Here is a 25,928-nt window from a genome sequence, read left to right as displayed (position 1 = left end):
ATCAGTTGCCTCCCGCGCGCTGTGCAGGGGCGGTCTGACGCCCGTTCAGGTCATTCAGCGGCAGGTACGGCAACACGCCGGAGCCTGTCGAGTCGCTGTCGATGATGATCTTGTTGTTCGAGCCCAAAACTTTTTCCAGGGTTTCGAGATACAGACGCTCGCGGGTCACGTCCGGTGCTTTCCTGTATTCTTCGTAGATCTTGGTGAAACGCTGGGACTGACCGGTTGCCTCGGCAATGGTCTGGTCCTTGTAGGCGTTTGCCGCTTCCAGAACGCGTGCTGCTTCACCGCGCGCTTCCGGGACCACCCGGTTGGCGTAGGCCTTGGCTTCGTTGCTGATGCGCTCTTCGTCGGCTCGTGCGGCCTGCACGTCGCGGAAGGCGTCGATAACCTGAGCAGGCGGGTCAACGCGCTGCATCTGGACTTCGCCGATCTCGATACCCGACTGATAGCTGTCGAGTGTCTTCTGCATCAGGCTGGCAACGTCGTTCTGGATGGAAACACGGTTTTCCGTCAGGATGGAGTCGATCTTCGATCCGCCGACAACCTCACGCATCGCGCTTTCAGCCACGGCTTTCACGGTCGCTTCCGGATCCTGGATATTGAACAGGAAGTCGGCAATACCCTGGTTGGTATTCCGGATACGCCACAGCACCTTGAAACCGACGTCGACGATGTTTTCGTCACCGGTCAGCATCAGGCTTTCTTCCTGAACATCGCGTGCGCGCACGACGCCGGAGCTGCTGACGTTTTCTTCGGTGCCAACAGTGGTTTCGCGCTGCAGTTCGACTTTCGGGGTGTAAACTTCACCGATCGGATAAGGCCAGTTGTAGTTCAGGCCAGGAGGGGTCTGATCCTCGACCTTGCCGAGTACCAATTCGACACCGACCTCGCCTTCATCGACAACATAGAAGCCGAAGGCCAGCCAGACGATAAGCGCCACGCCGACCACGATCCCGCCGCCGATGAAACCCAGGCCGCCGCCGCCGCCGCCCGGAAGGACGTTGCGCATGCGGTCTTGGGTACGTTTCAGGAGCTCTTCAAGATCGGGTGGGTTTCCGCCTCCACGGTTGGAGCCACCACCCCACGGGCCGTTGCCATTACCGCCGCCGCCACCGCCGCTGCCCCAAGGGCCGCCGTTGTTTCCGCCACCTTTCCAGGGGCCACCGCCACCTGACTGATTGCTCCAAGGCATCAAAACTTCCTTCTTTGACGTCCGGCACGTTATGCCGGACAGGGATTTTCACCCGTTCTGACTCACCGTTGGTTATAGGGAGGTTACCGTATGCTTTCAACGGAAAGCCCCACGTAAAAACCTCCCAAAACCCGTGCGTTCCCGTGCCGCAGGTGGTGGTAAACGGGGAGACTGTCAAGACCGACGGAACATTTGGCCGCACCCTGCCGGTATTTGGCCCGACAAGACGGGCTCAGTTCACGTTGGCGGAACGGATCATGTCGACGTGCAGAATACCATCCTCGATATATTCTTCAGACACCGTCGCAAAGCCCAGGGAGCCGTAGAAAGCCTCCAGGTAAGCCTGTGCGGAAACGTGGATCTCACACCCTGGAACCAGAGCCTCCGCCTTGTCGATGCCGGCCTGCATCATGAGACGCCCGAGCCCGCTCCCCCTGCCTGCCTTGGCAATGACCACCCTGCCAATGCGGGCGCGGCCATGCTGCGGTTCTGTGAACAGGCGGATTGCGCCCAGAAGCACTCCTGCCTCCTCGTCTCTGATGAGGTAATGCAGCGCCGTCTGGTCCTTGCCGTCGATGTCGGCGTAAAAAGACGCCTGCTCAAGAATGAATATATCCTGGCGCAGTTTGAGCACTTCATAGAGGTCGTTGAGGCTTAGCTCATCGAAAGTGGCCCATCTGGCCGTCAGATTGGCAGGTAAACTCATGAAAACGGATCCGATAGGTATTCAAGCCTTGCGGCGGTAGGTGACGAAGGTGAAATCTGCGCTGTCGCGCTCGGTGCGCTGGCCCGGCTCCCGACCGACTTCCTGCCACACCTCCGGATCGATATCCGGAAAGCGGGTGTCTCCCGACGGCTGCGCGTCCACTTCGGTGATCTCGAGACGGTCGGCTTTGCCGATCGCCTGGGCGTAAAGCTGCCCCCCGCCAATGCACATCACCTGGTCGACGCCAAGATCCGCGGCCAGTTCCACACCCCGCCGCAGCGCCTCTTCAAGGGACGTCGCAGCTTCCGCACCTTCCGGCGCATATTCCGGATCCCTGGAAACAATCACATGCGGACGTCCCGGCAAGGGCTTGCCGCCGAACGACAGAAACGTCTTGCGTCCCATGATCACCGGCTTTCCAAGCGTCAGCCGCTTGAAATACTTCAGGTCCGACGGCAACCGCCAGGGCATGTCGTTATCGGACCCGATAATCCCGTTTCGTGCCACCGCGGCAATCAAGACAAGTTCCGGCAAAGCCATCTCCGAATCCGGTTTTCAATTCCTCAAACGCCTCCTAGCATGGAAACGCGAGCCAGGAAAAATCGCAGACATTTTTCTTGCCAGGCTGTCGGATAAGCGCCCCTTGGCACGTCCTTGAAACTGGACCGCCACGACCAGGAGACTTTCGGAATGTCCGACCTGATGGAAACCGTCTTGATCGAACGCACCCGCGCGTTGATCCCGGATGATAATGTCGAGCAAAAGCGCATGTTCGGCTCCACCTGCTTCATGGTCGACGGCAACATGCTGGTCTGCGCCTCCAAGCGCGGGCTGATGGCGCGTGTGGGAACCGAGCAGCAGGAACAGGCGGTGGCAAGGCCCTTCGCCTCGGTCTGCAAGATGGGTGGCCGGCCCATGCCCGGCTTTATCCGGGTCGAGCCGGACGGGATCGAAAGCGACGAAGACCTGAAGAGCTGGATCGAGATGGCCAGAACCTATGTCAGCGCACTCCCGCCCAAGGCTACCAAGGCCAAAAAGCCGAAAACCGGAAAGACGGCAAAATGACAGGTGTCGGTTTTCAGCCAGAAACCTTCCGCTTTCTGGAAGACCTTGCCGCCAACAACACCAGGGACTGGTTTGAAGCGCACACGGCCGACTACCAGCGCTTCGTCAAGGATCCGGCCGACGCGGTTCGCGGCAGGCTTGCCGAAACGCTCTCGGGGCTTTGCGGCCATCACCTCCCCTCAAAGCAGTTTCGCATCAACAGGGACCTGCGCTTTTCCAGGGACAAGACACCCTACAACACCCATGTCCGCATGGCCTTCTGGCCGCAGGACACCACCTTCCAGGGCAAGGACGCGCAACCGCCCAGCTTCTTCCTGTCCGTGGAAGCCGATCATGTGCGCACCGGCGCGGGGTGCATGCGGTTTTCAAAACCGGTGCTCGGATCGTTTCTCCAGACACTCGAGACGGACAACGGCGAGGACATCGGAGACCTGATCGCCCATATGACGGCTGCCGGGTTTGAAATGTCCGCCCCAGATCTTGCCAAGGTTCCTCGTGGCTTTCCCGCGGACCACCCCCGCAGTGGTCTCGCCCGGCACAAGGGCCTCGCCGTTTGGCGAGACGTCAGCGATATCGGATCGCTTCAGGGGGTAAACAACCACGAAGCGATTGCAAGGGTTCTTGAACCTGCACTCCCCTTCTGGCGCTGGCTGATGACACTTCACGCGCACCGGACCTGACACATTGATGGCGGGGAATACCCGGAACGCAAGACGAAATCACTTGATCCAAAGCGCTTTGAAAACTATGACCATCGCATTCGCGTTCCCACTCCAGATGAGTTCCCATGGCACTTCCCAAAGACCTTGCGCTCCGTTTTCCCGGCGATTTTCTGTTCGGCGTTGCAACCGCTGCCTATCAGATCGAGGGCGCAACCAGCGAAGATGGCCGCAAACCCAGCATCTGGGATGCCTTTTCGAAGATGCCCGGCCGCGTTTACCAGAGGCATTCTGGAGACATGGCCTGCGACCACTATCATCTTTGGGAAAGCGATCTGGATCTGATCAAGTCACTCGGCGTCGACGCCTACCGATTTTCTATCGCCTGGCCGCGCATTCTTCCCGATGGCCGAGGACCGGTGAACGAGAAGGGTCTCGACTTCTACGACCGGCTGATCGATGGCATGGTTGCCCGTGGTCTGAAGGTCTATCCGACGCTGTACCACTGGGATCTGCCGTTGACCCTGGCGGGCGACGGCGGCTGGACCGCCCGCAGCACGGCGGAAGCGTTTGCGGACTATGCAGAGATTGTCGTCAAACGGCTCGGCGACCGGATGGACGCACTGGCGACCATCAACGAGCCCTGGTGCATCTGTCATCTCAGCCATCTCTACGGCATCCATGCTCCCGGAGAAAAAAGCATCGAGGCCTTCGCAGCCAGTGTGCACACGCTGAACCTGGCACATGGCCTTGGCGTTCAGGCTGCCCGGGCCGTAAAGCCGGACCTTCCGATGGGCATCGTCATCAACGCGCATTCCGTCTATCCGGTCAGCGACGCGCCGCAGGACAGGCAAGCGGCAGAGCGCGCCTTCCAGTTCAACAACGGTATTTTCTTCGAACCGATGTTCGAGGGGAGCTATCCGGTGGATGTGCTCAGCGCCTTCGGCGACCACATGGACATTCGCGACGGTGACCTTGAAACCATTCACCAGCCTCTCGACTGGTGGGGGTTGAACTACTACACGCCGCTACGCGTGAAAGCAGACACCAATGCCAGCGCGGTCTATCCGATGGCCGAGACGGTTCCCCCAACTCCAGGGCCGGAGCTGACCGATATCGGCTGGGAAGTCTATGAAAAGGGCCTGTCGGATCTCCTGAAGGATCTCGACACCCGTTACCCGCTTCCGGACTGCTACATCACTGAAAACGGTGCCTGTTACAATGACGAGCCGCAGGACGGTGTGGTCAACGACCAACGCCGGATCGACTATCTGGAAAAACATTTCGGTGCCATTGCCGATGCACGCGAGGCAGGCGTTCCGGTGAAGGGCTATTTCCTCTGGAGCCTGATGGACAATTTCGAGTGGGCCGAGGGCTACCGAATGCGCTTCGGCATTGTTCACGTGGATTATGGCACCCAGGTCCGTACGCTGAAGAACAGTGCCCTGTGGTACCGGGCTTTCTTGGAAGCGCATCGGCAGGGGTGAAAACGCTTCGAGCTTTCACCCTTCGTTGCGGATCAGTGGAACCAGCACGCACGCTTAACTTAACCTAGCCTCTTCTCCCCTCATCCTGAGGATGTATTGGTGTCAGGATCAGGCGTTCAAAGGCGAGGCTACGCTTCCCGTAAATTCGCCAGAATGATCTCGCTCCAGACCCGGGTCGGCGGGATCCAGGCCGACCAGTCGTTGTAATTGCCGGAATAGATGACGGCCGCAACATCGGCCTTGGGGCACAGCCAGAGCCGCTGGCCACCATTACCGAAGCCGGCAAACCAGCGTGTCGGGCCGCCAAGAGCCGGAACAGGAACCTGGCCGCAAAACCAGAAATAGCCGTATCCCGGTCCTTCGCTGGTTTCAATGATTGGCTGCAGTGAAGCCCGGATCCAGGCTTCGGGAACGATCTCCCGGCTCTGCCAGATACCGTTGTCAAGAACGAGACGTCCGATCTTGAGCAGATCCGGCGCAGCCAACCTCAGCCCGGATGCCGGCGAATAGGCCCCGTCCCGGCCGATAGACCAATCGAACTGATTTATGCCAAGTGGCGAAAACAGGCGTTCCCTTGCATAATCGGCCAGCTTCTGCCCCGTTCCCCGTTGCAGGATTTCGCCCACCAGCGCGGTGGCTCCGCCGCTGTAGATCCATCGGGTGCCGGGGTCTCCCACCAGCGGCCGCTCCAGAATGTAACGGTACCTGTCCGGGGCCATTTCCATGGCGATTTCGCTGTTTTCCGGATCGGTATAGGGGCGGGTCTCGTCCCACTCCATGCCGAGCGACATGGTCAAGGCGTGCTCCACGGTCCGCTCCATGCGTTTCGGATCCGCGGCAAGGTCGGCATATTCGGGAAAAAGCTCCAGGACCGGCGTATCGAGCGTCGGCACCTCGCCCCGCTCCAGCGCAATGCCATAGAGCAAGCTGACGATGGATTTGGTGATAGAACGCAGGTCGTGAAGGGTCTCGGGGCCGAAGGTTACCTCACCGATCGGACGGCCCCAGTTTTCGTCCTCTCCCTTGCCATAACTTTCCAGAACCGTCTCACCGCCGCGTTCTGCAATCACGACATGAAGATGCGGCAACAGGCCTGCCTCGACACCGGCGCAGAGCTTGCGGCCAAGGGACGTATCGAACCCGCGACGCTCAGCAGCTGCCGCGTGGGGTGAGAGCGAAAGACCGTCGGTTAACTTCATGGAGAGCTCCCTTGCGTGAAACCTGAAGGAAGTGTCGGCAGTTTCATCGCCAAATGCGAGCGTTATTTGAAAGGTTTATTGCCGTGAGAGGAGCTTGACCTTCCACCAACTGGAACCACCATAGTGAGAGGGAGAAGCAACTTGCGTCAGGAAGGTGGGAGAGTGGATCGGCGTTCGTTCTTGAAAGCATCGGTGGCAGGAGGTCTTGCCGCCTTGTCACCAGCCTTTGCTCTGGCAAAAACGGAAGAAGGTTTCTTCGACCTTGCGGCGGTCAAGGGACAGGCCCGACTTTATGGCAAGGACGGCGGCCTCTCGGATCTCTGGCTCTACAACGACCGGCTGCCCGGTCCGCAGATACGGGTCAAGCGCGGCGAACGCGTCAGAGTGCGCTTCACCAACAACCTCGACGAACCCACCTCGGTCCATTGGCACGGCATCCGCATCGACAATGCCATGGATGGTGTTGCCGGCCTCACTCAGCCCCCCGTCGCCCCCGGTGAAAGCTTCGACTACGACTTTGTCGTGCCGGACGCAGGCACCTTCTGGTACCACGCCCACAACATGAGCTGGAACCAGGTGCCGCGCGGCCTCGCGGGCGCACTGATAGTCGAGGACGACGAGCAGTCCTTCGACCCGGATTGCGACATCACGCTGATCCTCAACGATTGGCGTCTGGACGAAAACGGTATCCTGGAAACCGCAAGCTTCGGCGCCATGCACGACTTTGCCCATGCCGGACGTCTGGGCAACTGGCTCACCATCAACGGTGCTTCGATGCCGGACATTGCGTTGAAGAAGGACCGCTGGCACCGGCTGCGCCTGATCAACGCCTCCACGGCGCGTATCCTTGATCTGGCTCCGGCGCGGTTTGGTGCGAAAATAGTCGGGCTTGATGGGCAGGCCTTTGACACCGCGCGGGAGGTCGAGGGCACTGTGCAACTGGCGCCGGCACAGCGCATGGATCTGGTGCTGCGACCTCAGGAAACCGGCAAGCTGCCATTCGAGATGATGACCGGCAAGCCGTTCACCTTCGCCAACTTCGTCGTCTCGGAAACCGAAAGCGAAGACTTGCCACTCGTGCTGCCACCGCCGAACCGGTTGCCTGAACCCGATCTGAGCTCTCCCTGGGAACTGCCATTAGTGATGGCGGGTGGAGCCATGGGCGGCATGCAGTCGATGATGAGACACGGCGTCGAGATGGACATGCGCCAGATGATGTCCGAGGGACTCTTCTGGGCTTTCAACGGTGTTGCCGGTATGGAAGATGATCCGATGTTTTCCGCCACGCGCGGCGACACGATCCTTCTGGAAAGCCGGAACGACACGGCTTTCCCGCATGCGATCCACCTGCATGGCCATCATTTCCGCGTCATCGAGCGCGATGGCACGAAACTGGAGAACCCCGACTGGCGCGACACCTTCACAAGCCAGCCGCGAGAGACTGTCAAGATCGCCTTTGTAGCGGACAATCCCGGGAAATGGCTGATCCACTGCCACATGCTCGGTCATGCGGCATCGGGCATGATGACCTGGTTCGAAGTGAGCTGAATCAGCCGGTGGCTAGACCGCGATCGGTGCGGCAATGTGCGGGAGCGGATCGTAACCGGTCAGTTCGAAGTCTTCGAACTTGAACGCAAAGAGATCCGTGACATCCGGATTGATCTTCATTTCCGGCAAGGACCGCGGTGAACGTGTGAGCTGCTCACGGGCCTGGTCGAAGTGGTTGGCATAAAGATGCGCATCACCGAACGTGTGCACAAAGTCGCCGGGCTTCAGGCCGGTTACCTGGGCCACCATCATGGTCAGCAGCGCATAGGAGGCGATGTTGAAGGGCACGCCCAGGAAGACATCCGCCGACCGCTGGTAAAGCTGGCAGGAAAGCTTGCCGTCAGCCACGTAGAACTGGAACAGCGAATGGCACGGCGGCAGCGCCATCTCGTCGACCAGAGCCGGGTTCCACGCCGAGACGATCAGCCGCCGGCTTTCCGGGTTCATCCGGATCATCTTCAGCAGATTGGCGATCTGGTCGATGGACCTGCCGTCCGGCGCAGGCCATGACCGCCACTGGTAGCCATAGACCGGCCCGAGATTGCCGTTCTCGTCCGCCCAGTCGTCCCAGATCTTCACCCCGTTTTCTTTCAGATACCGAATGTTGGTATCGCCTGCGAGGAACCACAGCAGCTCGTGAATGATCGACTTCAGGTGCAGCTTCTTTGTCGTGACACAGGGAAAGCCTTGCGAGAGATCGAAGCGCATCTGGTGGCCGAAGATCGAGCGCGTGCCCGTTCCGGTCCTGTCGCCCCGATCAACGCCTTCGTCCAGGATTTTCGACAAGAGATCGAGATATTGCTGCACGGCGGAAGCCTTCGCGTTCAGGAGATCTGGAGTTTGTGGTTAACTTGGCAGATTTTTCCGAAAAGACAGCCCCTCCCCCGCACTTTCCCCAACTTGGCACGTGCTGTGGAAGAATGGCCATGAGCCAAGCCGGCAAACAACATGCTTTGCCAGAAGCCTCTTTCATTTCAGGGCCGAAGACCTTATATCAGGGCTGCTGGTTCGCCAGCTATGGCAATAAATGGTCAGTGCAATAAACCTATCGGACCCGGGGGCGGTACCCGGCGCCTCCACCCAAGCCCATGGGGCTAAGCTACGGAAACTCCATGGGTTTCGGCGGGGGCGAAATAGGATCGACGAGGGCGTAAAGACTGTGCTTTTGCTCGGCATTGTACCACCGTTATCGGGCTTTCTTAATAGTTGCAAATGACAACTATGCTATGGACAACGCTGTCGCAGCGTAACGCTGCGCCGGTAGTCCACTAAGTCCTTTGAGGTAGCACTCACGGGCGGGGTTCGGAGGCACCTGGCAACAGAAGCCTCCACTTGATCTTCCCATGTATTTGCAGCGTCCTACATAGGTTGCATGACCAATGAGCGATGATTGCCGGGTTGCACACATTAATCTGGGTTCACTTGGAAAAGAGCCTTTTCTTTTTGATCTCGGCCCGTCAATGTGCTCCTGATAGTGGACTTTTCCAGCGAGATTCGACGAAAACCGATGTCTGAAGACCTTCTGCGATACGATATTCTGATCCAGGACGCGCTGCGTGGAGCGGTGAAGAAAATACTTGCCGAAGTCGGTCGTACCGGGCTGCCCGGAGACCATCACTTCTACATCGCGTTCGACACCAATGCCCCTGGCGTGCGCATTTCCCAGCGGCTCAAGGAGCGCTATCCGCAGGAAATGACCATCGTGCTGCAGCACCAGTTCTGGGATCTTGCCATCGGCGAACATGCGTTCGAGGTTGGCCTGTCCTTTGGCGGCGTGCCGGAAAAGCTGCTGGTGCCTTTTTCTGCCATCAAGGGTTTCTTCGATCCGTCCGTACAGTTTGCGCTGGAGTTCGATCCCGGCAAGACGGCGGAAGAACTGCCGGAAGAGCTGCTGGAAGCCGTGGAAGAACTTGCCAGGGCCGAGCAGGAACATGCCGACAACGAAGCCAGACAGGACGACGGCGCGGGCGACAAGGAAGCTGCAACTGCAGACACCAAGGCGAAACCTGCCGTGCAAGCTGCCGAAAGCAGTGACGGTGGCGGCGAAGTCGTTTCCCTGGATGCATTCCGCAAGAAGACCTGAGATCGGGAGCCTTTCCCATGAGCGCGGAGATCATCAATCTGCGCATGGTGCGCAAACAGAAGAACCGTCAGGACAAGGAAAAGACGGCCGAGGACAACCGGCGCAAGTATGGCCGGTCCAAAGCCGAACGTGAGGCGGCCCGCCAACGCCGGGAAACGCTGGATGCCCATGTCGACGGGCATCTTCTGGAAAAGCCTGACGGCCCGGATGCCGAACAATCCGACAAAGCAACAACAGACGCGAACAAAACCGAAGCCGAACCTTCTGACCCGGGCTCTTCCGGCGATCGCGGCTGACCGCCAATGGCTCTGTTAAAGCGCTCTCTCTCCCTTCACGGCCACCGCACCAGCCTGGCGCTGGAACCGGAATTCTGGGACGTCGTCGACGCCTACGCCGACGCCGCGAACAAGTCCCTCGCCGGACTGATTGCCGAAATCGACGACAACCGCGACCCCGATGATCCGCTCTCTTCCGCTGTCAGAATCTGGGCCTTGAAACGGGTCCAAATGGAAGCTGGTCTGATTTCGGAGGGATGAACGGCTGACAATCTGATTTCCGGTCCCCTGCTTTTCGCCTGCCCACAGCGCAGCTAGAAGTGCCCGGACTGCCTCTGAGCTTCAGCCCTCTTGCCGCCTCTGCAACATACATCTCCCTCATCCTGAAGAGCGCGCTTGCGCGCGTCTCGAAGGATAGGCCACTTGCTCAAGAGTGTGCCGCCCATCCTTCGAGACAGCGCTGCGCGCTTCCTCAGGATGAGGAGATATTGCTGAAACTTTGAGTGAAAAGGACTGGCGGCTTCTTTTCCGATCGCCGTTCAATGGGCTTCAGGCAACACCTGCCCAATATCGACGAGCGAAGGCCCGTCGTACCAGCCTGTCACTGCGCGCCGGGCAGAACCAGCGGCGAGCCGACGTCGCGTGTCAGAAGGTCTTCAATGGAAACCGGCGGGTCCAGGGGGGGCAGGCTGTTCGAAGGATTGGTGACCGGGGCAGTATCTGGCGCTGCGGTCAGGTCTTCCAGGTCCGGCGTCTCCAACACGGCCCGAATACGCTCGGCAAAGGGAGCCGCGGCAACAGCCGGGGCCGGTGCCGGGGCTGGCGCAGGCACTGGCGGCGGCGCGGCGCGGGTTTCCCTGCGCGGCGCATCGTTGGTCTTTTGCGGAAGGGCTGAATTTTCCTGCTTGTCCGGATCAGGCTGAGGCTGAATGTCTTCGCCGGACTGCTCTTGCTCAAGACGAAGCTGCTCCTCTTCGGCCGCCCGGGCTGCCTGACGTTCCCGGCGGGCTTCGCCTTCCCGCTGGTTTTTCAGTTCCCGCACAAGCCGGTCACGTTCCAGAATTTCCGCCTGAAGCTTCTCAACGCGTTCAACCTCCCGCTCAAAGGCACGCAGGGTGAGATAGGCGGTAAACGGCGCGATGTCGACGCGGCGTTCCGGAGCCTCGACCGCCCCTTCGAACAACAGTCCGACCTGCGGTTCAGCACCGGTGACCGCGTCCTCGCCCGGATCAACTTTCAACGAGAAATCCGCATCGAGATCGTAACTGGCGAGATTGACTTCGGCACTGCCGAAGATCTCCGCCTTTTCGGCATCGACAACAACGTTACGAGCGCTCAGTCGTCCACCCACCATTGTCAACGTGCCGTCAACGCGCTTGAACGGAAGACTTCCCGCCGCCATGTGGCTGACGAAAACGTCACGGATCTTGTTCTCCTGAAGGTCCAGTCCCGCATCCACCGCGCGTGTCACCAGCGGGAAGGCCTGCGGATTGAGACCGCGGAAGTCGCCGTTTTCCATCGAGAACGTGCCGCCGCCGTTGAGGCCTGACACGATTGCCGAGATCGAGCGACCCGCCCCTTCGAATTCCAGATAAAGGTCGAGCGTGCCGGAAGCGACCGCCCTGTTGTCCGGCCGCCAGGACACCTGCCTCAGATCGGCATTGTCCAGTTTCACCCGTCCGGAAGCCGCGGCCTCCGCCTCGGTCCGGCGAATCGAGAGGCTGCCGTCAAGTTGACCACCGGCAAAGGCCCCCTGCAGACCGTCGAGGCGGAACAGGCTGGGAGACAGACGAATTTCGGCACTCGGACCGGTAATGGCGGTGCCCTCGTCCAGCAGCATTCTGTCTGCCTTGAACTGCATGGTCAGGTCGAGGCCGTCCAGAAGCGGCGATCCGAACGGGGTTGTCGGCCAGATGCTTGAACCGTCCCCCGCCGAGAACCACTGATCGGGACCAAGGACCAGTTCCGTCATTGTGCGCAGATCGGCCTCGGAGACCGTTATCTCACCGGAAAAACGTCTGTTACGTTCGCCCGGCGCCGGTTCAAGGTCACCTTCCAGCCGACCTTCGAACGTCGTCGTTCCGAGCGAGCCTTCAGCCCTGCTGACAGCCATCGAGCTGCCAATCCCTTCGACATCGAGCGAAAGCGCTGCAGGGATCGTGCCGCTCATGACCGGCAGGACCCGGCCGGCCATCAACGCCACCGGGCCAAGGTCCGCTGTCTCTGCGGTCACCGAAACAAGGTATTCCGGCGCCTCATCCTTTTTCAGGGTCAAGGTTCCGTTGGCTTCAACGCTGGATCCGCCGATCTCCGTGGAAAGGTCGGTGGCCAGCCCTTTTGCCGGAATGCCGGAAACATTCAGCGCCAGATGGCCTGTTCCGGCAGCTTCCAAAGGAATGACATCAAACCCGAGCTGCTGCAGAAGCCGGCCACCATCCGGGCCCTTCAGTTCCACACCGACAGCAACTTCGGCATCGTGCCACTGGTCGACGCGGCCCTTGAGCTCGGCATTGATCGCAGCGTCGGCGCCGCCCGCGCTCCCATCCAGGCGCAGTGTCATATCCGTTGCTTCGCCAACCGCAGCCGCCTTCAACTCGGCATCGAACTTGGCAGGCACCAGACTTGCGGCTGCGCGCTCCAGCCGTTCAACAAAGACGGTTTCGGGAAACAACCCGCCTGCCAGCGCAACAAGACCGGACAGGTCCCGGGCGTCGAGCGTTCCGGACACAGCTCCCTCAGGTGCTGAAAAGAGATTGCGGATATCGCCGGAGACATCGAGCCGAGCGCCTGCAAGGTCATTTGCAAACAGCCTGTCGATCCTGACACCTCCGTCCGAATACTCTGCCTCCAGCGCCAGACCTTCGCCCTCGACACCGCGCGCCACCACCTGTTTGGCACGAAGGCGCAAGGACACATCGAGCCCTTTGGGATCTGCCGGTTCTCCCGCTTCGACAGCCTGAGGGTGAAGCAGGGCAGCCAGGTTTTCGATCTGGTCCAGATCGAGCCGGTCTGCTTCCAGAGAGAGCGAGAATTCCGAATTGCCGCTGCGTGGAATGCGGTAAGCCAGGCCGCCGCGGGCTTCGGAACCGGCAATGGTCAGACGCAAATTGTCCAGCGCCGCTCCTTCGGGCACGAGGTTCAAGCGTCCTTCCAAGGAAACTGGTTCGATAGTACCGACGCCGGCTTCCTTCTGCCGCCACCAGCTGAGAAGCGACCCCGGCTGGTCTGAACTGATAGACACCGCACCGCGATAGGTCAAAGACGGCTCCAGGCCGAGGTCGCCCTGGGTGGCAACCGTCGTGCGGCCCGGCAGGCGTCCGGCAAGGCGCGCGACGCGCCAGCCACCCAGCATGGTTTCAAGATCCAGGCGAACATTCTGGATGATGCCGCCACCGGCCACCAGCGCCGGAACATCCATGGATACGGCACCGTCGATGGACGGCAGCGGCACGACACGCAGGGCAGCAATCAGCCGTGTCGCCGCCTCGTTGATGTCGACAGGTGATTGCGGTCCGCCGCCCAGCAACCTGTCCAGATCGACCTGCTTCGACTTCGCACGGATTTCAAAACGCTTTTCGCCGGCATAGATCAGATCCGCATTGCCGGTCATGCTGAGGCGCCGGTCTTCGGGACCATAGCGGAACTCGAATTCAGGAACCGCCACCTCGGCGATATCGGCAGTGAACTGCCCTTCCGCCTGCCAGATGTTCGGATCGTTTTCTTCCAGCGCAACAGAGGCGATGGTGAAGCGGCCGTCGAATTCGGGCGCGGCGTCGGCCACCTGAAGCTGACCGTCGAAAGCAAAGTTCACCGGCCTGTTGGTGGGCGTGACTTCGCCTTTGACACGCAGTCCGGCGTTTTCCTGTGCGCGGCCGGTTGCAAGACTGACCGTATAGGGCGCACCATTCAGCGTGAGACTGCCGGCGCCCCGGAACGGGCCTTCCAGCGAGCGGGCGGACACGACCAGATTTCCGTCATCGATCCGGTTGATTTCGCCAGACCGCGCGTCAACGATCGTCAATGCGCCGTCACGGATCGTCACCTTTTCGAAGGACAGGTCATCCGGTGCCAGTTTGGCTATGGCGCCGCTCGACGTCATGGCCGTCAGCCAGTCCAGTCGACCAGCCTCATCAAGTGAAAGTGACAGGTGCGGACGGTCGAGTTCCATGTCGAGAACCCGAATCTCGCCCTTCAGCAGCGACGGAAGCTCGATGCGCATGTCGAAGCGCGAGACCACCAGCAGTGGATCTTCGGCACCACCGACACGCACGTCGGAAAAACTGATGGAGGGCGCAGGCAGAAGCCGCAGGTCCGCCTCCCCCAGCACAGTCACTCTGTGCCCGAGCGCGCGCTCCGCATAGCTTTCGAAAGTCGACCGATAGACGGTCCAGTCGATAAAGAACGGCCCGACCAGCGCTGCCACCAGCACCAGAATGACTGTTACACCCAACGTGATGTAGACGGAGTTCAGGCCTTGTCTCCTTGTTCTCCAAAGTCACCGGATATCGTACCGGATAGATGTAGCCGATCCCTGCTGCAGTGCAAACACAGGATTTCCGGCGCCGGCCGGATCGCCGCCCTGCGGCGTCCGGCGGAGCAAAACGAGCTTATTGAACTGATTCGATACAATATCATGACTGCGGCAGGATCTTGCCGGGATTCATCAAATTGTGAGGATCGAGCGCCTGTTTGACAGCGCGCATCACATCAAGCGCCTCGCCATGTTCCTTGGCCATGTATTTCTGCTTGCCCTGGCCGACGCCATGTTCGCCGGTGCAGGTGCCCCCCATGGCGATCGCCCTGAGCGCAAGCCGTCCGACAAAGTCTTCCGTCCGCTGCTTTTCTTCCGGATCGTCCAGGTTGACCAGGATCTGAACGTGGAAATTACCGTCACCCACGTGCCCGACGATCGGCGCCAGGAAACCTTCGTTGCGGATATCCTCTGCCGTGGCGGCAACGCAGTCCGCAAGCCGCGAGATCGGCACGCACACGTCCGTCACCATGATGCTGGCTTCAGGCTTCAGCGACTTGCCAGCCCAATAGGCGTCATGCCGGGCTGCCCAAAGTTTCGTCCGATCCTCGGCCGCCGTCGCCCATTTGAACGGCCCGCCGCCAAACTCCTCGGCAATCGCCGAAAAAGTTTCCGACTGCTCTTGCACCCCGGCTTCAGATCCGTGGAACTCAAGGAAAAGCGTCGGAGTTTCAGGCAGATCCAGCTTGGAATAGATGTTGCAGCCGCGCACCTGAACTTCATCCAGAAGCTCGATACGCGCGACAGGCAGACCCATCTGGATGGTGGTGATCACAGCGTTACAGGCGGACGCAACATCCGGGAACGGGCAGACGCCACCGGAAATCGCTTCCGGCTGACCGTTCAGGCGCAAGGTCAACTCGGTGATGATGCCGAGCGTGCCTTCCGAGCCGACAAAAAGCCGGGTCAGATCATAACCCGCCGAGGACTTCTTCGCCCGGCCACCCGTCTTGATGATCCGTCCATCCGCGGTCACTACGGTGAGGCCGAGGACTGCGTCTTTCATCGTGCCGTATCGAACAGCGTTGGTGCCCGATGCACGGGTCGCCGCCATGCCGCCGATGCTGGCATCCGCCCCCGGGTCGATCGGAAAGAACAGGCCGGTGTCGCGAATAAAGCTGTTGAGCTGCTTGCGCGTTACCCCCGCCTCGACCCGGCAATCCAGATCCTGCGCATTGACCTCCAGAATGTTGTTCATGCGGGACAGGTCTATGGAAACGCCGCCGAACGGTGCATTCACATGCCCTTCAAGCGAGGACCCCGTGCCGAACGCGATCACGGGAACCTTGTGAGCCGCGCAAATCTTGACGGCTTCGGCAACTTCCTCGGTCGTCTCCGCAAAGACAACGGCATCGGGCGGCTGATTCTTCAACCAGGTGGTGGTGTGGCCATGCTGTTCCCGCAGAGCCATGGACGTGGAGCAACGGTCCTTGAACAGGCCCGTCAGTTTTTCGATGGCAGCGCCGATCGCGCCATTCTTTTCAAGGACTTGCGCTCCGTCGGACGCGGTTGCCAATTCCGGCATTCTCTTTCCTCCTGGGGCCGCGACTTTGTCTGCGCGGTAAAAAACCGAATATGTTAGTCCCGGCCCGAAAGGTCAAAGCCTAATGGGCATTTCCCGCAAGGTTGGACACAATGGCGCAAGGAGGATTGTGAAGGTGACTTGGGACGCAAAGCCGGTGGAAAGCGAAATCATGACGGTCAAGGACGACTGGATCGATTACAACGGCCATCTGAACATGGCCTATTACAACGTCCTGTTCGATACGGCTGTCGATGAGGTCTTTCACCGTCTCGGCATGGGTCCCGACTATGTGAAGACCCGTGGTGGCTCGTTCTTCACCGCAGAGGTGCATGTGTGCTACCTGCGCGAACTCAGCGCCGGCATGAAGGTGATCGCAACGCTTCAGCTTGTCGATTTCGACGCCAAGCGCGCGCATTTTTATCAGGAGCTGCGCCACGCCGAGGAAGGCTGGCTGTCGGCGACATCAGAACAACTCAGCCTTCATGTCGACATGAACGCCCGCAAGGTCGCTCCCTGGCCGGAGGACATTGCGGCCAACCTGACGGCCCTGTCGCAAGCTCATGCCAGTCTGCCGCGCCCGGAACGGGCTGGACGCCATATCGAGATCCGCAAGAAGCCCTGAGCAACTGATCGACGCGAAAACAAAAGCCCGTGGAGCGGCAAACCACTCCACGGGCTGACATCCGAACCGATGGCCTCAGCCGTAGTGGTTGGAGACGACGACGCCGGCGATTTCCTTGGAATCGACCACCCCGACCACATCATCCGGACGCGGAATACGGCCGTCGCCCGACACGATGATCGCGCAACTGCGGTTGCGGTTGTTCATGCGGGTGATCACCGAATTCATGATGTTGGTTGCCGGTGCAATCACGAAATCGCTTGAGAGGATCGCGCGCAGCGTTTGCCCGGCAAAGCGGTCGGCCTGGTAAGGAATGGTGCCGAGGCGCACAAAGCCGGCAATCCGGGGCCCGTCGGACGCGATGATGTGGGATCCGCCATCGGCACTCACGGCGGAAATCGCTTCCTGGACAGGTGTATCAAGCGGCAGGATCACGAAGTTCTTTGCCATCACTTCCTTGATCGGCTGCACCAGATACATGTTGGTGTGCCGGTTGAGCGGGATCGGTTTGCCGCGATGGCGCAGCTTGACCGTGTAGATGTTGTCCTTGATCAGCCAGCGCCGGACACCGACCGCAATCGCGACCGCCAGAACCAGCGGCACGATGACGTTATAGTCCCGGGTCATCTCGAAGATCATCACGATGGCAGTCATCGATGCGCCGGTTGCACCGCCCACGAGCGCTCCCATGCCAACAAGGGCGAATTCCACCGCCGTAAATCCGCTGTCCGGGAATAGATAGGAACACAGAACACCGACCATTCCGCCAAGCGTCGCACCGATAAACAGCGACGGCGAGAAGACACCGCCGGATGCCCCCGCACCAAGGCTGATCGATGTCGCGATGATTTTCGCAATGAAGAGAACGGCCAGCAGTATGAATGTGTAAGGGGTCGAATTCAGGATATCCTGGATCGTGGCATAGCCGACGCCTGCGGTGTGGTAATGCCCCGTGGTGAGCATCAGGACATAGCTGAGCGTGCCGATGATCAGCATGCCGATGATGTTCTGGGTGTAATCATTGCCCGGGAGCTTGGGGAACAGGTCCTCGCACCAGGCGAGCGTGCGAATGAAAGCCCAGGAGGCAATGCCGGCCAGGACGCCGAGCAGTGCATAGGCGCCCAGCTGGATCGGCGCGATGGCTTCGATAGCCTCTTCCGCGGAGATCGGCACGATAAAGGCCGGGTCGAGACCAAAGGCAATCCGGCCAACGTATGTGGCTGTCGCCGTGGCAACGACCACGGGCAGGAATGTCCGGTTGCTGACCTCGGGCAACAGCATCTCGACAGCAAAGAGCACCCCGCCAAGCGGCGTATTGAAGGTGGCGGCAATCCCCGCCCCTGCCCCTGCAGAAAGCAGCGTGATCTTTTGCCAGCGCGGCAGATGCAGCGCCCGGGCGATCGTTGAACCGAAGGAGGCGCCGATCTGGATGATCGGCCCCTCACGGCCGACGGATGCACCGGTTCCAATGGAGATCGCCGAGGCAAAGGATTTCACCAGCGCCACCACGCCGCGAACGTCGCCCTTCTTGTGGTAGACCGCGAACATCACCTCCGGCACGCCGTGCCCCTTGGCCTCCGGAGCGAAGGTCTTCACCAGAAACACCACGATCAAACCACCGACGACGGGTACAAGAATGACCAGAGCGCCAAGAGGACTGGCATCGGCAAACTGGTTGGCGTCGTAAACGGTCGAAAATTTTCCGTAGTAGAAAAGATTGTGAACGACCGAGATCAGATATCGGAAGAAAACCGCGCCAATGGCTGCGACGATCCCGATAAAGAAAGCCACAAGACACAACATGGGCACAGAAAATACGCGTTCTTCGCGCGCGTCTGGGGGGCCGTCACCGGACAGTGACGGTGTATCGGACGGTTCAACAACGGACATGGCAGGCCAACACTTCTTGGCTGAGAGGGCTACTTCTGGCGATTTGCCGGAGCCCAAAACAGCCGGTCTAGGCGACCGGGATGGCGACATGGCCTTAAGGCTTCGACCCCCTCTCCTTAAACCTGAACACATGAAAATCAAGGGACAAGCCGGATTTTTTCAATTTTGACGGTGAAGTGACGCGGTTCCTCCGTAAAATGGGGCCGTAATTCAGATTGGCTTTTAATCTCAGTTGAGTCACGCCGACCAAATGCCAGACCGATTGAACTTTCTTTACAGGCTCGCCCCTTCCATTCGTTCCGGCATCGCCGGGCTTCTCGCTGGCATCGGGTTCAACTTCAGGGAATTTCTGCGTCAGAAAAGCCATATCGTCTGGCTGCTGGCCCTTCTGATCGGCTCTTTCGTCTCCTGGGCGGCCATCATTTTCCGTGAGATCATCAGCCTGGTGCAGCTGCCCTGGCTTGGCACGGCGACGGAACGTGTCGTCAGCGCCGCCGCGACACTGCCGTGGTACATGATCGTTGCCGGGCCCACCATTGGCGGATTGCTGGTTGGCCTGCTGCTTCAGTACATGCAACCGATGCAGAGAACGTTCAGCGTGGCGGACGTGATCGAGGCTCGTGTCAAAGGCGGACGCGGGCTGCCGTTCTGGCCGGGCATATCATCAGCCCTTATCACGGCGTTATCGCTCGGCTCCGGTGCCAGTGCCGGGCGTGAAGGCCCCGTCGTGCACCTGGGAGCAACCATCGGTGCATCCGTCGGGCGCCTGTTTCAGCTGCCGGATTCCGCGCATCGCATTCTGCTGGCCTGCGGCGTTGCCAGTGCGGTATCCGCCTCTTTCAACGCGCCTATCGCAGGCGTTCTGTTCGCACACGAGGTCATTCTCGGGCACTATGCGATGTCGGCCATTTCGCCCATCGCGATTGCCGCCGTTACGGGAACCGTATTCTCCCGGCTCTGGTTCGGCGACGTTGCCGCCTTCGTGATCCCGGGACACCAGATTACCTCCTATTGGGAATTTCCGGCCTTTGCGCTTCTGGGCCTGGTTTCCGCCCTCGTTGCAATCCTGTTCCAGTTTGCATTGATCGGAACGGATTGGGTTGCCCGCAACATTTCGATGCCGGTCTGGCTGCGACCTGTTATCGGCGGTTTCGCGGTCGGGCTCATTGCTCTGGTCTTTCCCGACGTGCTTGGCGTCGGCTACGAGACCACGGACGCCGCCCTCAAGGACCAGTTGCCCCTGGCGATGCTGTTCGCTCTGCTGTTTGCGAAAACGGCCGCGACCGCGATCACGCTGGCGTCCCGTTTTGGCGGCGGCATCTTCTCGCCATCGCTCTATCTGGGGGCAATGACCGGAGGCGCCTTCGGGCTGATTGCCGCCTCCGTCTTTCCCGAACTGGCTTCAAGCGAGGGGCTTTACGCGATCCTGGGAATGGGGGCCGTTGCAGCAGCGGTTCTCGGCGCGCCCTTTTCAACAACCATGATCGTTTTCGAATTGACCGGCGGCTACACGCTCTCGATCGCCCTGCTGCTGACCGTGTCGATTGCAACGGGCCTGACACAGGCCGTTCATGGCAAATCCTATTTCCACTGGCTGCTTGGCTTGCGCGGCTATTTCGTGAATGACGGCATCCACCGCTTTCTGGGAGAAACGGTCAAGGTGAAGGATTTCATGGACCCTCCCCCGGCCAATGAGGAGGATTGCATTTTCCGGCCCGGTCAGGACGGCAGCTACCTTCATGATACCGACTCGCTTGAAAGCGCACTGAAAAGCTTCGATTCCTGCGGAGAAGCCTCGCTTCCCGTCGTCAGCACAAAAGATGCAACCAGGATCGTCGGACAGGCGCGCCACGTAAAGGCGCTCAATCACTTCAACTCGGAGCTGATCAAGGCCAACGAGGAAGAGCACCACTAACGGACACCAGCAGGAATTCCGCCTGCAGGATTGTCCGCAAGGTCAGAATTTCGAAGGTTCCGTTACCAGGATCTTGCCCGCATAGCGATGCGATGCCTTGCCTTTCAGGCGGAATTGCAGATCCTTCTGGGCCATGTAGAACCGGGCCTGGCGCCCCCTGAGGCCTGGCAGATCGAACGGGTCAAGCCCCGCCCACGGCAGGAATGGATTTCGACGCAGCGAGCCATAGATGCCCACGCGAACCGACGGCCGCTTGCTGGCGGCACGGGCATGAAAGCCGTGGGTATCGGCAACGACCAGCGTGTTGCCGGGAACCGCGAACCTCACCGGCTCGGGATATTTCAGCCGACCCAGTTCTTCCGGAGCAAGGCGGAAGGAACCGCGAGCATGCAGCGTGTTCTTGTCGCCACAGGCCGACAGGCTCTGTTCACGTTCCCATTCCAGCCGTTCCGGCGTCAGCCGGTGCGATCCGGGAATATACGTGAACGGTCCCTCGGCATCATCGATATCATAAAGGAAGAACCACGATTTCGCGGTCTGATGGAAAGTGTCGGAATGGAACGCCGTTTGCGGGTCGGCCTTCCGCTTGGTGTCCGGATTGGTCATGACGATATGCAGGTAGACCAGTGGATCACCATTGGTCGAACCGACATAACGCAGACCGTTCTGGAACGGCTTGCTCCAGACGAAGGCCTTCAGATGCGGCAAATCTGCAAGCACACTGGGCGGCAGGGGAACGAACCGCGTGACGGCATTGCCCTGGCGCATGTCCCAGGCATCGAAGCGCGTTGTTTCGACTTCCTTGCGCAGCGCCGCCAGTTCATCTTCCGGCAGAAGATTGCGGGTGGCGATAAATCCGTCTCTTGCATAAGCAGCGCGATCAGCTTCCGGCAGCAGGTGCTCCAACCTGCGGCGGCGCGAATCCGCCATGGATTCCGCCAGCTTGATGCGCTTGGCGTGCAACCCGGCCTCGTTCAGCCGGCGGCTGCCAATCAGCGGGTTGTCCCGAAACGACTTGGCTCCGGTTGCCAGCTCGGCAGCGTAGAGCGGCATCTTGAGAACATCCGCGGCGCGCATTGAAAAACCTCAGCTCGATAAACAAGAATTCAAAATAGGAAGGCCGGTCGAAACCGGCCTTCAGGATCTTTTAGATCGCTTTTGTCGCCTGTTCCAGCCAGATCCGCTCTTTCGCGCCCACAACTGGGCCGATCTCGGCCCGGACCCTCTCATGATACCGGTTCAACCAGTCGCGCTCGGCCACCGTCAACAGAGCAGGCTCAATCAACCGAAGATCCATGGGCACAAGCGTAATCGTTTCGAAGCCGAGCATCGGGCGTTCCCCACCCGGCAAATCACACGCAGGCGTGACGACTTCCAGGTTTTCGATCCGGATGCCGTATTCGCCCGCCGGATAGTAACCCGGCTCATTCGACAGGATCATGCCCGGTTTCAGCGGCACCGTGCCGGTTTTGGCAATGCGCTGTGGTCCTTCGTGAACGCTGAGGTAGGCACCGACGCCGTGACCGGTGCCATGGTCGAAATCAAGACCGGCCTTCCACAGATCGATCCGGGCAAGCGTATCGAGCTGCGCACCCGTGGTGCCTTCCGGGAACTTTGCCGTCGAGATCGCAATATGTCCCTTCAGCACCAGCGTGTAGTGCTTTTTCATCTCCGTGCCGACTTCCCCGACCGCAAGTGTGCGGGTGATGTCGGTGGTACCGTCTTCGTACTGGGCCCCCGAATCAATCAGGAACGGTTTGCCGACCGGGATCTTGAGATTGCTGGACCGGCTGACCCTGTAATGGCAAATCGCCCCGTTCGGGCCCGCACCGGAAATCGTGTCGAAGGAAATATCCTTCAGAACACCGGTTTCCCGGCGGAACTCCTCAAGCTTTTCCGCAGCGGTGATCTCATCGAGATCGCCCTTGGGGGCAACTTCGTCAAACCAGCACAGAAAATTGACGAAAGCAGCTGCATCGCGGACATGTGCGGTGCGCGCGCCTTTCAGTTCCGTCTCGTTCTTGATCGCCTTCGGCAGCAGGATCGGGTCTTGCGCTTCCAGCAAGGTTCCACCTGCCTTGGTGATGGCGTCGGCGATGCCGATCCCCGCCAGGCCCGGATCAATCATCACTCTGGCACCAGCCTTGCCGAGACCCTCCAGCCCCGGCTTGAAATCAGCCGGTTCACTGAGGTCCGTCAGATCGGCGAGTGCATCACGAACGGAATTGGACAACTTGCGGCCATCAATGAACAGGGACGGCTTGCCTTCTGCCGGAACCGTGGCAAAGGAGAGCGGCAACGGCGTATGGGTGACGTCAGACCCACGGATGTTGAACAGCCAGGCAATCGAGTCGGGCTGCGTCAGCACGCAGGCATCCACCTTCTTGTCTGCGAGGGCCGACTGGATTTCGGCAATCTTGTCCTTCGCACCGCGTCCGGCAAGCTCAACCGGATAGAGAAAAACCTGACCAAGCGGCGGCGCCGGACGGTCCTTCCAGACACTGTCAACCGGGTTGTCGTTCAGCTTGACCAAAGTGGCGCCGGCCGACTCACAAATCTCCTCGAGACGGCGAACTTCTCGCACCGTGTGCAGCATGGCATCGATGCCCAGCTTCTGCCCCGGCTGCAGTCGTTCGGCCAGCCAGTCAGTCACGGGCTCATTGACAAGATGGCGCGCCGGAAAGACCGCCATGTCGACCTGGTCACGCACCTGAATGGTGTATCGGCCGTCAACGAAAATCGCGGCTTCTTCCCCCAGAACCCCCGCCATGCCGGCAGATCCCGTAAAGCCTGTCAGCCACTGGAGGCGGCAATCATGCGGCGGCACATATTCGCCCTGATGCGCATCGGCGCGCGGCACGAGAAAGCCGTCGAGACCGCGGCGGGAGAGTTCGGCTCTGAGAAGCGCCGCATGCGGCGCACCACAGGAAGGATCACTGAGATCGTCAAAGGTCTGGAACATGGCCGCAAGATAATTTCGCGGCCCCATCCGATCAAGCTGGATAATTATTCCGCATGAATTGGTTCAGCAGCATTATCTTCCTCATATTTTGCATTGCAGCAAAATCTTTCGCATATGCGAAGAGCGCAAGGCTGGCATGCGTTTCGAGGCCTACCTGAGGTCCCGGCAAAAGCGCATATAGGGTTCAGACAAGAAAAAAGACGTTTCTCCCTAGGGAAGCTCTTAAACTTCAAATGGGAATGACCACGATGACCATGAAAACAACCACCTCGACCCGCGCCGGCGGCAGCTTCATGCGCCGCGCTTTCGACCGCATGATTGAAGCCCGCTCCATCCAGGCACGCCGCTATGTCAACGGCTACCTGCTGTCACTGGACGACGCGACCCTGGCCTCCCACGGCTACGACCGCGCCCAGCTCGAGCGCGAAGGCACCTCTACCAGCGCGTTCTAAGGGGCTCAGGACGGTTTAAGTAAAAACCACTGTGCACAAGAAAAGACCCGCCGAAAATTTCGGCGGGTCTTTTTGTATCTGCAGTCAAGATTTCCGGGCACCAGAATGTAAGAAACGGCTCTCCCCTTCCCTCATCCTGCGGAGCCTGGCGACGACAAGCGCCTTGCAGGCGAGAACATGATCATCGCTGTTTCCTGGCAGATGGCGGACGCGGTCAGGCCTGTTTACGTCCCCGCACAAGTGTAAGCGTCAACCAGCCGTCCTTTTCGCCGCGCCTGTCCAGAATGAACCCCTGACAACCGTAGGCGAACAGGATCCGGGGACCGTCTTCCACCCTGAGGCCGGACAGCACAAGGGTTGCGGTCGGCGTCATGCGTTCACCGATGGACTTCGCCATCTTCATCAGCGGCCGCGCCAGGATGTTGGCGATCACCAGATCGAACGGACCAAAGAGACGGAAGCGGCGGTCTTCAATTCCGTTGGCGGTAAAGCCACGAACAAGATGCCCCGCACCGTTGAGCCGGGCGTTTTCCAGCGCTGTTTTCGTCGCAACAGGGTCGATATCGGTTGCAAGAACCAACTGGCGGGATTGAAGCGCAGCGGCGATTGCCAGCACGCCTGTTCCCGTTCCAAGATCGAGAATGCTGTCATACGCGCGCATGGACAAAAGCCTGTCGATTTCCTCCAGGCAACCCGCGGTCGTGCCATGGTGACCGGTTCCGAAGGCAAGCGCGGCTTCGATCTCGATGCCGATGGCCCCACCTGGAACCTTGTCCCTATCGTGGCTGCCGTGAACAACGAAACGACCGGCCTTTACCGGCTTCAGCCCTTCCAGGCTCTTCTCGACCCAATTGATATCCGGCAGTTCTTCTGCTTCCAGCGGCGCGGCAAATGCATCGGCGCCGACACGGTCGCGCACCGTCGCAGCCGCCTCTTCCGGCTCCATGTCGAACAGAAGAATTTCAGCCGCCCACAGGCGTCCGTCCGGCGTTGCTTCATAGATGGTCACCGGATTGCCGTCGTCCTCAAACGCCCGTTCAAGGATCTCGGAGATCCGCTTGGCTTCCAGTTCTTCAGCCGTGATCCGCACCCGGATGGTTTTCATCGCCGCTCGCGCCTGTGGTTATTGGGGTCAAGGCGTGCGGTATAGCGGGAAGCGGCCAGCGATGCCAGCTTGAAACGGCCCCGGGACTGGGCAAACCGGGTCTGTGCCCCATTTCATTGGGAAATGCGAGGAAACACCCATGACTTGCCCCCGTTCGCACCTAAACTGGCTGCAAGTGACCGGATGTCTGGTTGCTGCCCTTCTTTGCCTCCAGCTTCTCATCCTCCCCGCCTGGGCAACGTCCGAGCAGGATCAACTGTTTGAAGCCTTGAAGAACGCTCCGAATGAAGAGGCGGCCAGCAAGATCGAGGATAGTATCTGGCACACCTGGCTGGATGCCGCCCCCACGCCGGAGATCCGGCAGAAAGTGGACGAAGCCATGCGTAAACGAGGATCCTATGACTTTCAGGGTGCGAAGGATCTGCTCGACACGGTCGTGGAAGAAGCACCGGATTACTCGGAAGGCTGGAACCAGCGTGCCTTCATCCTCTTCCTGCAGGGTAATTACGAAGCCAGCCTCGAAGATATCGAACGCGCCCTTGCCCTGGAACCACGGCACTTTGGCGCCTTGTCCGGCAAGGCAATCATCTTCATGACGCTCGGCAGGGTGCAATTGGGCCAGGAAGTGCTGCGTGAGGCCGTCAGTATACATCCTTACCTGAAGGAACGCGACATGCTGATCAAACCGCAAGGTGTCGATCTCTAGAAC

The 25,928-nt window shown here is 59.9% G+C and carries 22 protein-coding genes and 1 other RNA gene; 12 read left to right on the top strand and 11 right to left on the bottom strand.

What is annotated here, in order from left to right:
• Position 1: 1 nt before the first annotated feature.
• From hflK to FIU93_RS14850, 3 genes are all read right to left on the bottom strand, one after another.
• On the bottom strand, positions 2 to 1,195 hold the full coding sequence (hflK, locus tag FIU93_RS14860; RefSeq protein WP_152506025.1) for an FtsH protease activity modulator HflK: 1,194 nt from the start codon (positions 1,193 to 1,195) through the stop codon (positions 2 to 4).
• Between the two features lie 232 nt (positions 1,196 to 1,427).
• Entirely contained in the window at positions 1,428 to 1,901 is a 474-nt protein-coding gene (locus FIU93_RS14855; protein ID WP_152506024.1) for a GNAT family N-acetyltransferase, read from the bottom strand.
• A 21-nt stretch (positions 1,902 to 1,922) separates the two neighbouring features.
• A complete protein-coding gene (locus FIU93_RS14850; protein ID WP_152506023.1) occupies positions 1,923 to 2,441 on the bottom strand; it encodes a dihydrofolate reductase in 519 nt (172 codons plus the stop codon).
• 150 nt (positions 2,442 to 2,591) lie between these two features.
• On the opposite strand from FIU93_RS14850, the gene FIU93_RS14845 reads away from it, so the two are divergent.
• From FIU93_RS14845 to FIU93_RS14835, 3 genes are all read left to right on the top strand, one after another.
• Entirely contained in the window at positions 2,592 to 2,966 is a 375-nt protein-coding gene (locus FIU93_RS14845; RefSeq protein ID WP_152506022.1) for a TfoX/Sxy family protein, read from the top strand.
• Positions 2,963 to 3,646 (top strand): DUF2461 domain-containing protein, encoded by a 684-nt coding sequence (locus FIU93_RS14840; RefSeq protein WP_152506021.1) that lies wholly within the window; start codon positions 2,963 to 2,965, stop codon positions 3,644 to 3,646. Before FIU93_RS14845 ends, FIU93_RS14840 begins: the two co-directional genes overlap by 4 nt.
• A gap of 107 nt (positions 3,647 to 3,753) precedes the next feature.
• The gene (locus tag FIU93_RS14835) at positions 3,754 to 5,112 is read left to right on the top strand and encodes a GH1 family beta-glucosidase (RefSeq protein WP_152506020.1); all 1,359 of its coding nucleotides are present in this window, start codon (positions 3,754 to 3,756) and stop codon (positions 5,110 to 5,112) included.
• Positions 5,113 to 5,240: 128 nt separating this feature from the next.
• Here FIU93_RS14835 and FIU93_RS14830 read toward each other — a convergent pair whose 3' ends face one another.
• Positions 5,241 to 6,311 carry a serine hydrolase gene (locus FIU93_RS14830; protein WP_152506019.1) on the bottom strand — a complete coding sequence of 357 codons (1,071 nt, stop codon included), beginning with the start codon at positions 6,309 to 6,311 and terminating at the stop codon, positions 5,241 to 5,243.
• A 162-nt stretch (positions 6,312 to 6,473) separates the two neighbouring features.
• Between FIU93_RS14830 and FIU93_RS14825 the strand changes: the two genes are divergently transcribed.
• Positions 6,474 to 7,859, top strand: a complete 1,386-nt coding sequence (locus FIU93_RS14825; protein ID WP_209010131.1) for a multicopper oxidase family protein — start codon at positions 6,474 to 6,476, stop codon at positions 7,857 to 7,859.
• Between the two features lie 12 nt (positions 7,860 to 7,871).
• Here the strand turns inward: FIU93_RS14825 and FIU93_RS14820 are convergent, their stop codons facing one another.
• Positions 7,872 to 8,666 carry a thymidylate synthase gene (locus FIU93_RS14820; RefSeq protein WP_152506017.1) on the bottom strand — a complete coding sequence of 265 codons (795 nt, stop codon included), beginning with the start codon at positions 8,664 to 8,666 and terminating at the stop codon, positions 7,872 to 7,874.
• A 156-nt stretch (positions 8,667 to 8,822) separates the two neighbouring features.
• Between FIU93_RS14820 and ssrA the strand changes: the two genes are divergently transcribed.
• The 4 genes from ssrA to FIU93_RS14800 all read left to right on the top strand — a co-directional run bounded on the left by ssrA (position 8,823) and on the right by FIU93_RS14800 (position 10,478).
• Positions 8,823 to 9,192, top strand: a transfer-messenger RNA (tmRNA) gene (gene ssrA, locus FIU93_RS14815).
• 174 nt (positions 9,193 to 9,366) lie between these two features.
• A complete protein-coding gene (locus tag FIU93_RS14810) occupies positions 9,367 to 9,942 on the top strand; it encodes an SspB family protein (protein ID WP_023000519.1) in 576 nt (191 codons plus the stop codon).
• 17 nt (positions 9,943 to 9,959) lie between these two features.
• Positions 9,960 to 10,238, top strand: a complete 279-nt coding sequence (locus FIU93_RS14805; RefSeq protein ID WP_152506016.1) for a DUF4169 family protein — start codon at positions 9,960 to 9,962, stop codon at positions 10,236 to 10,238.
• A gap of 6 nt (positions 10,239 to 10,244) precedes the next feature.
• On the top strand, positions 10,245 to 10,478 hold the full coding sequence (locus FIU93_RS14800) for a ribbon-helix-helix domain-containing protein (RefSeq protein WP_152506015.1): 234 nt from the start codon (positions 10,245 to 10,247) through the stop codon (positions 10,476 to 10,478).
• A 340-nt stretch (positions 10,479 to 10,818) separates the two neighbouring features.
• Here FIU93_RS14800 and FIU93_RS14795 read toward each other — a convergent pair whose 3' ends face one another.
• Together FIU93_RS14795 and FIU93_RS14790 are read right to left on the bottom strand one after the other, a co-directional pair.
• Positions 10,819 to 14,667, bottom strand: a complete 3,849-nt coding sequence (locus tag FIU93_RS14795; protein ID WP_152506014.1) for an AsmA-like C-terminal region-containing protein — start codon at positions 14,665 to 14,667, stop codon at positions 10,819 to 10,821.
• Between the two features lie 181 nt (positions 14,668 to 14,848).
• Positions 14,849 to 16,273, bottom strand: coding sequence for an FAD-linked oxidase C-terminal domain-containing protein (locus FIU93_RS14790; protein ID WP_152506013.1), 1,425 nt, complete (start codon positions 16,271 to 16,273; stop codon positions 14,849 to 14,851).
• A gap of 169 nt (positions 16,274 to 16,442) precedes the next feature.
• Between FIU93_RS14790 and FIU93_RS14785 the strand changes: the two genes are divergently transcribed.
• The gene (locus tag FIU93_RS14785; protein WP_139314309.1) at positions 16,443 to 16,895 is read left to right on the top strand and encodes a thioesterase family protein; all 453 of its coding nucleotides are present in this window, start codon (positions 16,443 to 16,445) and stop codon (positions 16,893 to 16,895) included.
• A gap of 75 nt (positions 16,896 to 16,970) precedes the next feature.
• Here the strand turns inward: FIU93_RS14785 and FIU93_RS14780 are convergent, their stop codons facing one another.
• Positions 16,971 to 18,785, bottom strand: a complete 1,815-nt coding sequence (locus tag FIU93_RS14780) for a chloride channel protein (RefSeq protein WP_023014552.1) — start codon at positions 18,783 to 18,785, stop codon at positions 16,971 to 16,973.
• A 250-nt stretch (positions 18,786 to 19,035) separates the two neighbouring features.
• On the opposite strand from FIU93_RS14780, the gene FIU93_RS14775 reads away from it, so the two are divergent.
• Complete coding sequence (locus FIU93_RS14775) at positions 19,036 to 20,700, top strand: chloride channel protein (RefSeq protein WP_209009668.1); 1,665 nt, start codon at positions 19,036 to 19,038, stop codon at positions 20,698 to 20,700.
• Between the two features lie 42 nt (positions 20,701 to 20,742).
• Here FIU93_RS14775 and FIU93_RS14770 read toward each other — a convergent pair whose 3' ends face one another.
• Complete coding sequence (locus FIU93_RS14770) at positions 20,743 to 21,777, bottom strand: phytanoyl-CoA dioxygenase family protein (RefSeq protein ID WP_055655452.1); 1,035 nt, start codon at positions 21,775 to 21,777, stop codon at positions 20,743 to 20,745.
• Between the two features lie 70 nt (positions 21,778 to 21,847).
• Complete coding sequence (locus FIU93_RS14765) at positions 21,848 to 23,662, bottom strand: aminopeptidase P family protein (protein WP_152506012.1); 1,815 nt, start codon at positions 23,660 to 23,662, stop codon at positions 21,848 to 21,850.
• A gap of 233 nt (positions 23,663 to 23,895) precedes the next feature.
• Between FIU93_RS14765 and FIU93_RS14760 the strand changes: the two genes are divergently transcribed.
• A complete protein-coding gene (locus FIU93_RS14760; protein ID WP_077292356.1) occupies positions 23,896 to 24,114 on the top strand; it encodes a hypothetical protein in 219 nt (72 codons plus the stop codon).
• A 214-nt stretch (positions 24,115 to 24,328) separates the two neighbouring features.
• Here the strand turns inward: FIU93_RS14760 and FIU93_RS14755 are convergent, their stop codons facing one another.
• Positions 24,329 to 25,219 carry a 50S ribosomal protein L11 methyltransferase gene (locus tag FIU93_RS14755; protein WP_023000508.1) on the bottom strand — a complete coding sequence of 297 codons (891 nt, stop codon included), beginning with the start codon at positions 25,217 to 25,219 and terminating at the stop codon, positions 24,329 to 24,331.
• Between the two features lie 139 nt (positions 25,220 to 25,358).
• Here FIU93_RS14755 and FIU93_RS14750 point away from each other — a divergent pair, with 139 nt between their 5' ends.
• Positions 25,359 to 25,925, top strand: coding sequence for a tetratricopeptide repeat protein (locus tag FIU93_RS14750; protein WP_152506011.1), 567 nt, complete (start codon positions 25,359 to 25,361; stop codon positions 25,923 to 25,925).
• Positions 25,926 to 25,928 lie beyond the last annotated feature (3 nt).

Source organism: Labrenzia sp. THAF35 (assembly GCF_009363595.1).
GTDB classification, from domain to species: Bacteria; Pseudomonadota; Alphaproteobacteria; order Rhizobiales; family Stappiaceae; genus Roseibium; species Roseibium algicola.
The sequence above is the reverse complement of the archived record's forward strand: the minus strand, read 5'-3'. Positions and strand labels throughout refer to the sequence as shown.

What these genes read in the sequence shown, in the direction of transcription:
- hflK (WP_152506025.1), bottom strand. Translation starts at nt 1,195, where the DNA reads ATGCCTTGGAGCAATCAGTCAGGTGGCGGTGGCCCCTGGAAAGGTGGC.
- FIU93_RS14855 (WP_152506024.1), bottom strand. Translation starts at nt 1,901, where the DNA reads ATGAGTTTACCTGCCAATCTGACGGCCAGATGGGCCACTTTCGATGAG.
- FIU93_RS14850 (WP_152506023.1), bottom strand. Translation starts at nt 2,441, where the DNA reads ATGGCTTTGCCGGAACTTGTCTTGATTGCCGCGGTGGCACGAAACGGG.
- FIU93_RS14845 (WP_152506022.1), top strand. Translation starts at nt 2,592, where the DNA reads ATGTCCGACCTGATGGAAACCGTCTTGATCGAACGCACCCGCGCGTTG.
- FIU93_RS14840 (WP_152506021.1), top strand. Translation starts at nt 2,963, where the DNA reads ATGACAGGTGTCGGTTTTCAGCCAGAAACCTTCCGCTTTCTGGAAGAC.
- FIU93_RS14835 (WP_152506020.1), top strand. Translation starts at nt 3,754, where the DNA reads ATGGCACTTCCCAAAGACCTTGCGCTCCGTTTTCCCGGCGATTTTCTG.
- FIU93_RS14830 (WP_152506019.1), bottom strand. Translation starts at nt 6,311, where the DNA reads ATGAAGTTAACCGACGGTCTTTCGCTCTCACCCCACGCGGCAGCTGCT.
- FIU93_RS14810 (WP_023000519.1), top strand. Translation starts at nt 9,367, where the DNA reads ATGTCTGAAGACCTTCTGCGATACGATATTCTGATCCAGGACGCGCTG.
- FIU93_RS14805 (WP_152506016.1), top strand. Translation starts at nt 9,960, where the DNA reads ATGAGCGCGGAGATCATCAATCTGCGCATGGTGCGCAAACAGAAGAAC.
- FIU93_RS14800 (WP_152506015.1), top strand. Translation starts at nt 10,245, where the DNA reads ATGGCTCTGTTAAAGCGCTCTCTCTCCCTTCACGGCCACCGCACCAGC.
- FIU93_RS14790 (WP_152506013.1), bottom strand. Translation starts at nt 16,273, where the DNA reads ATGCCGGAATTGGCAACCGCGTCCGACGGAGCGCAAGTCCTTGAAAAG.
- FIU93_RS14785 (WP_139314309.1), top strand. Translation starts at nt 16,443, where the DNA reads ATGACGGTCAAGGACGACTGGATCGATTACAACGGCCATCTGAACATG.
- FIU93_RS14780 (WP_023014552.1), bottom strand. Translation starts at nt 18,785, where the DNA reads ATGTCCGTTGTTGAACCGTCCGATACACCGTCACTGTCCGGTGACGGC.
- FIU93_RS14775 (WP_209009668.1), top strand. Translation starts at nt 19,036, where the DNA reads ATGCCAGACCGATTGAACTTTCTTTACAGGCTCGCCCCTTCCATTCGT.
- FIU93_RS14770 (WP_055655452.1), bottom strand. Translation starts at nt 21,777, where the DNA reads ATGCGCGCCGCGGATGTTCTCAAGATGCCGCTCTACGCTGCCGAGCTG.
- FIU93_RS14765 (WP_152506012.1), bottom strand. Translation starts at nt 23,662, where the DNA reads ATGTTCCAGACCTTTGACGATCTCAGTGATCCTTCCTGTGGTGCGCCG.
- FIU93_RS14760 (WP_077292356.1), top strand. Translation starts at nt 23,896, where the DNA reads ATGGGAATGACCACGATGACCATGAAAACAACCACCTCGACCCGCGCC.
- FIU93_RS14755 (WP_023000508.1), bottom strand. Translation starts at nt 25,219, where the DNA reads ATGAAAACCATCCGGGTGCGGATCACGGCTGAAGAACTGGAAGCCAAG.
- FIU93_RS14750 (WP_152506011.1), top strand. Translation starts at nt 25,359, where the DNA reads ATGACTTGCCCCCGTTCGCACCTAAACTGGCTGCAAGTGACCGGATGT.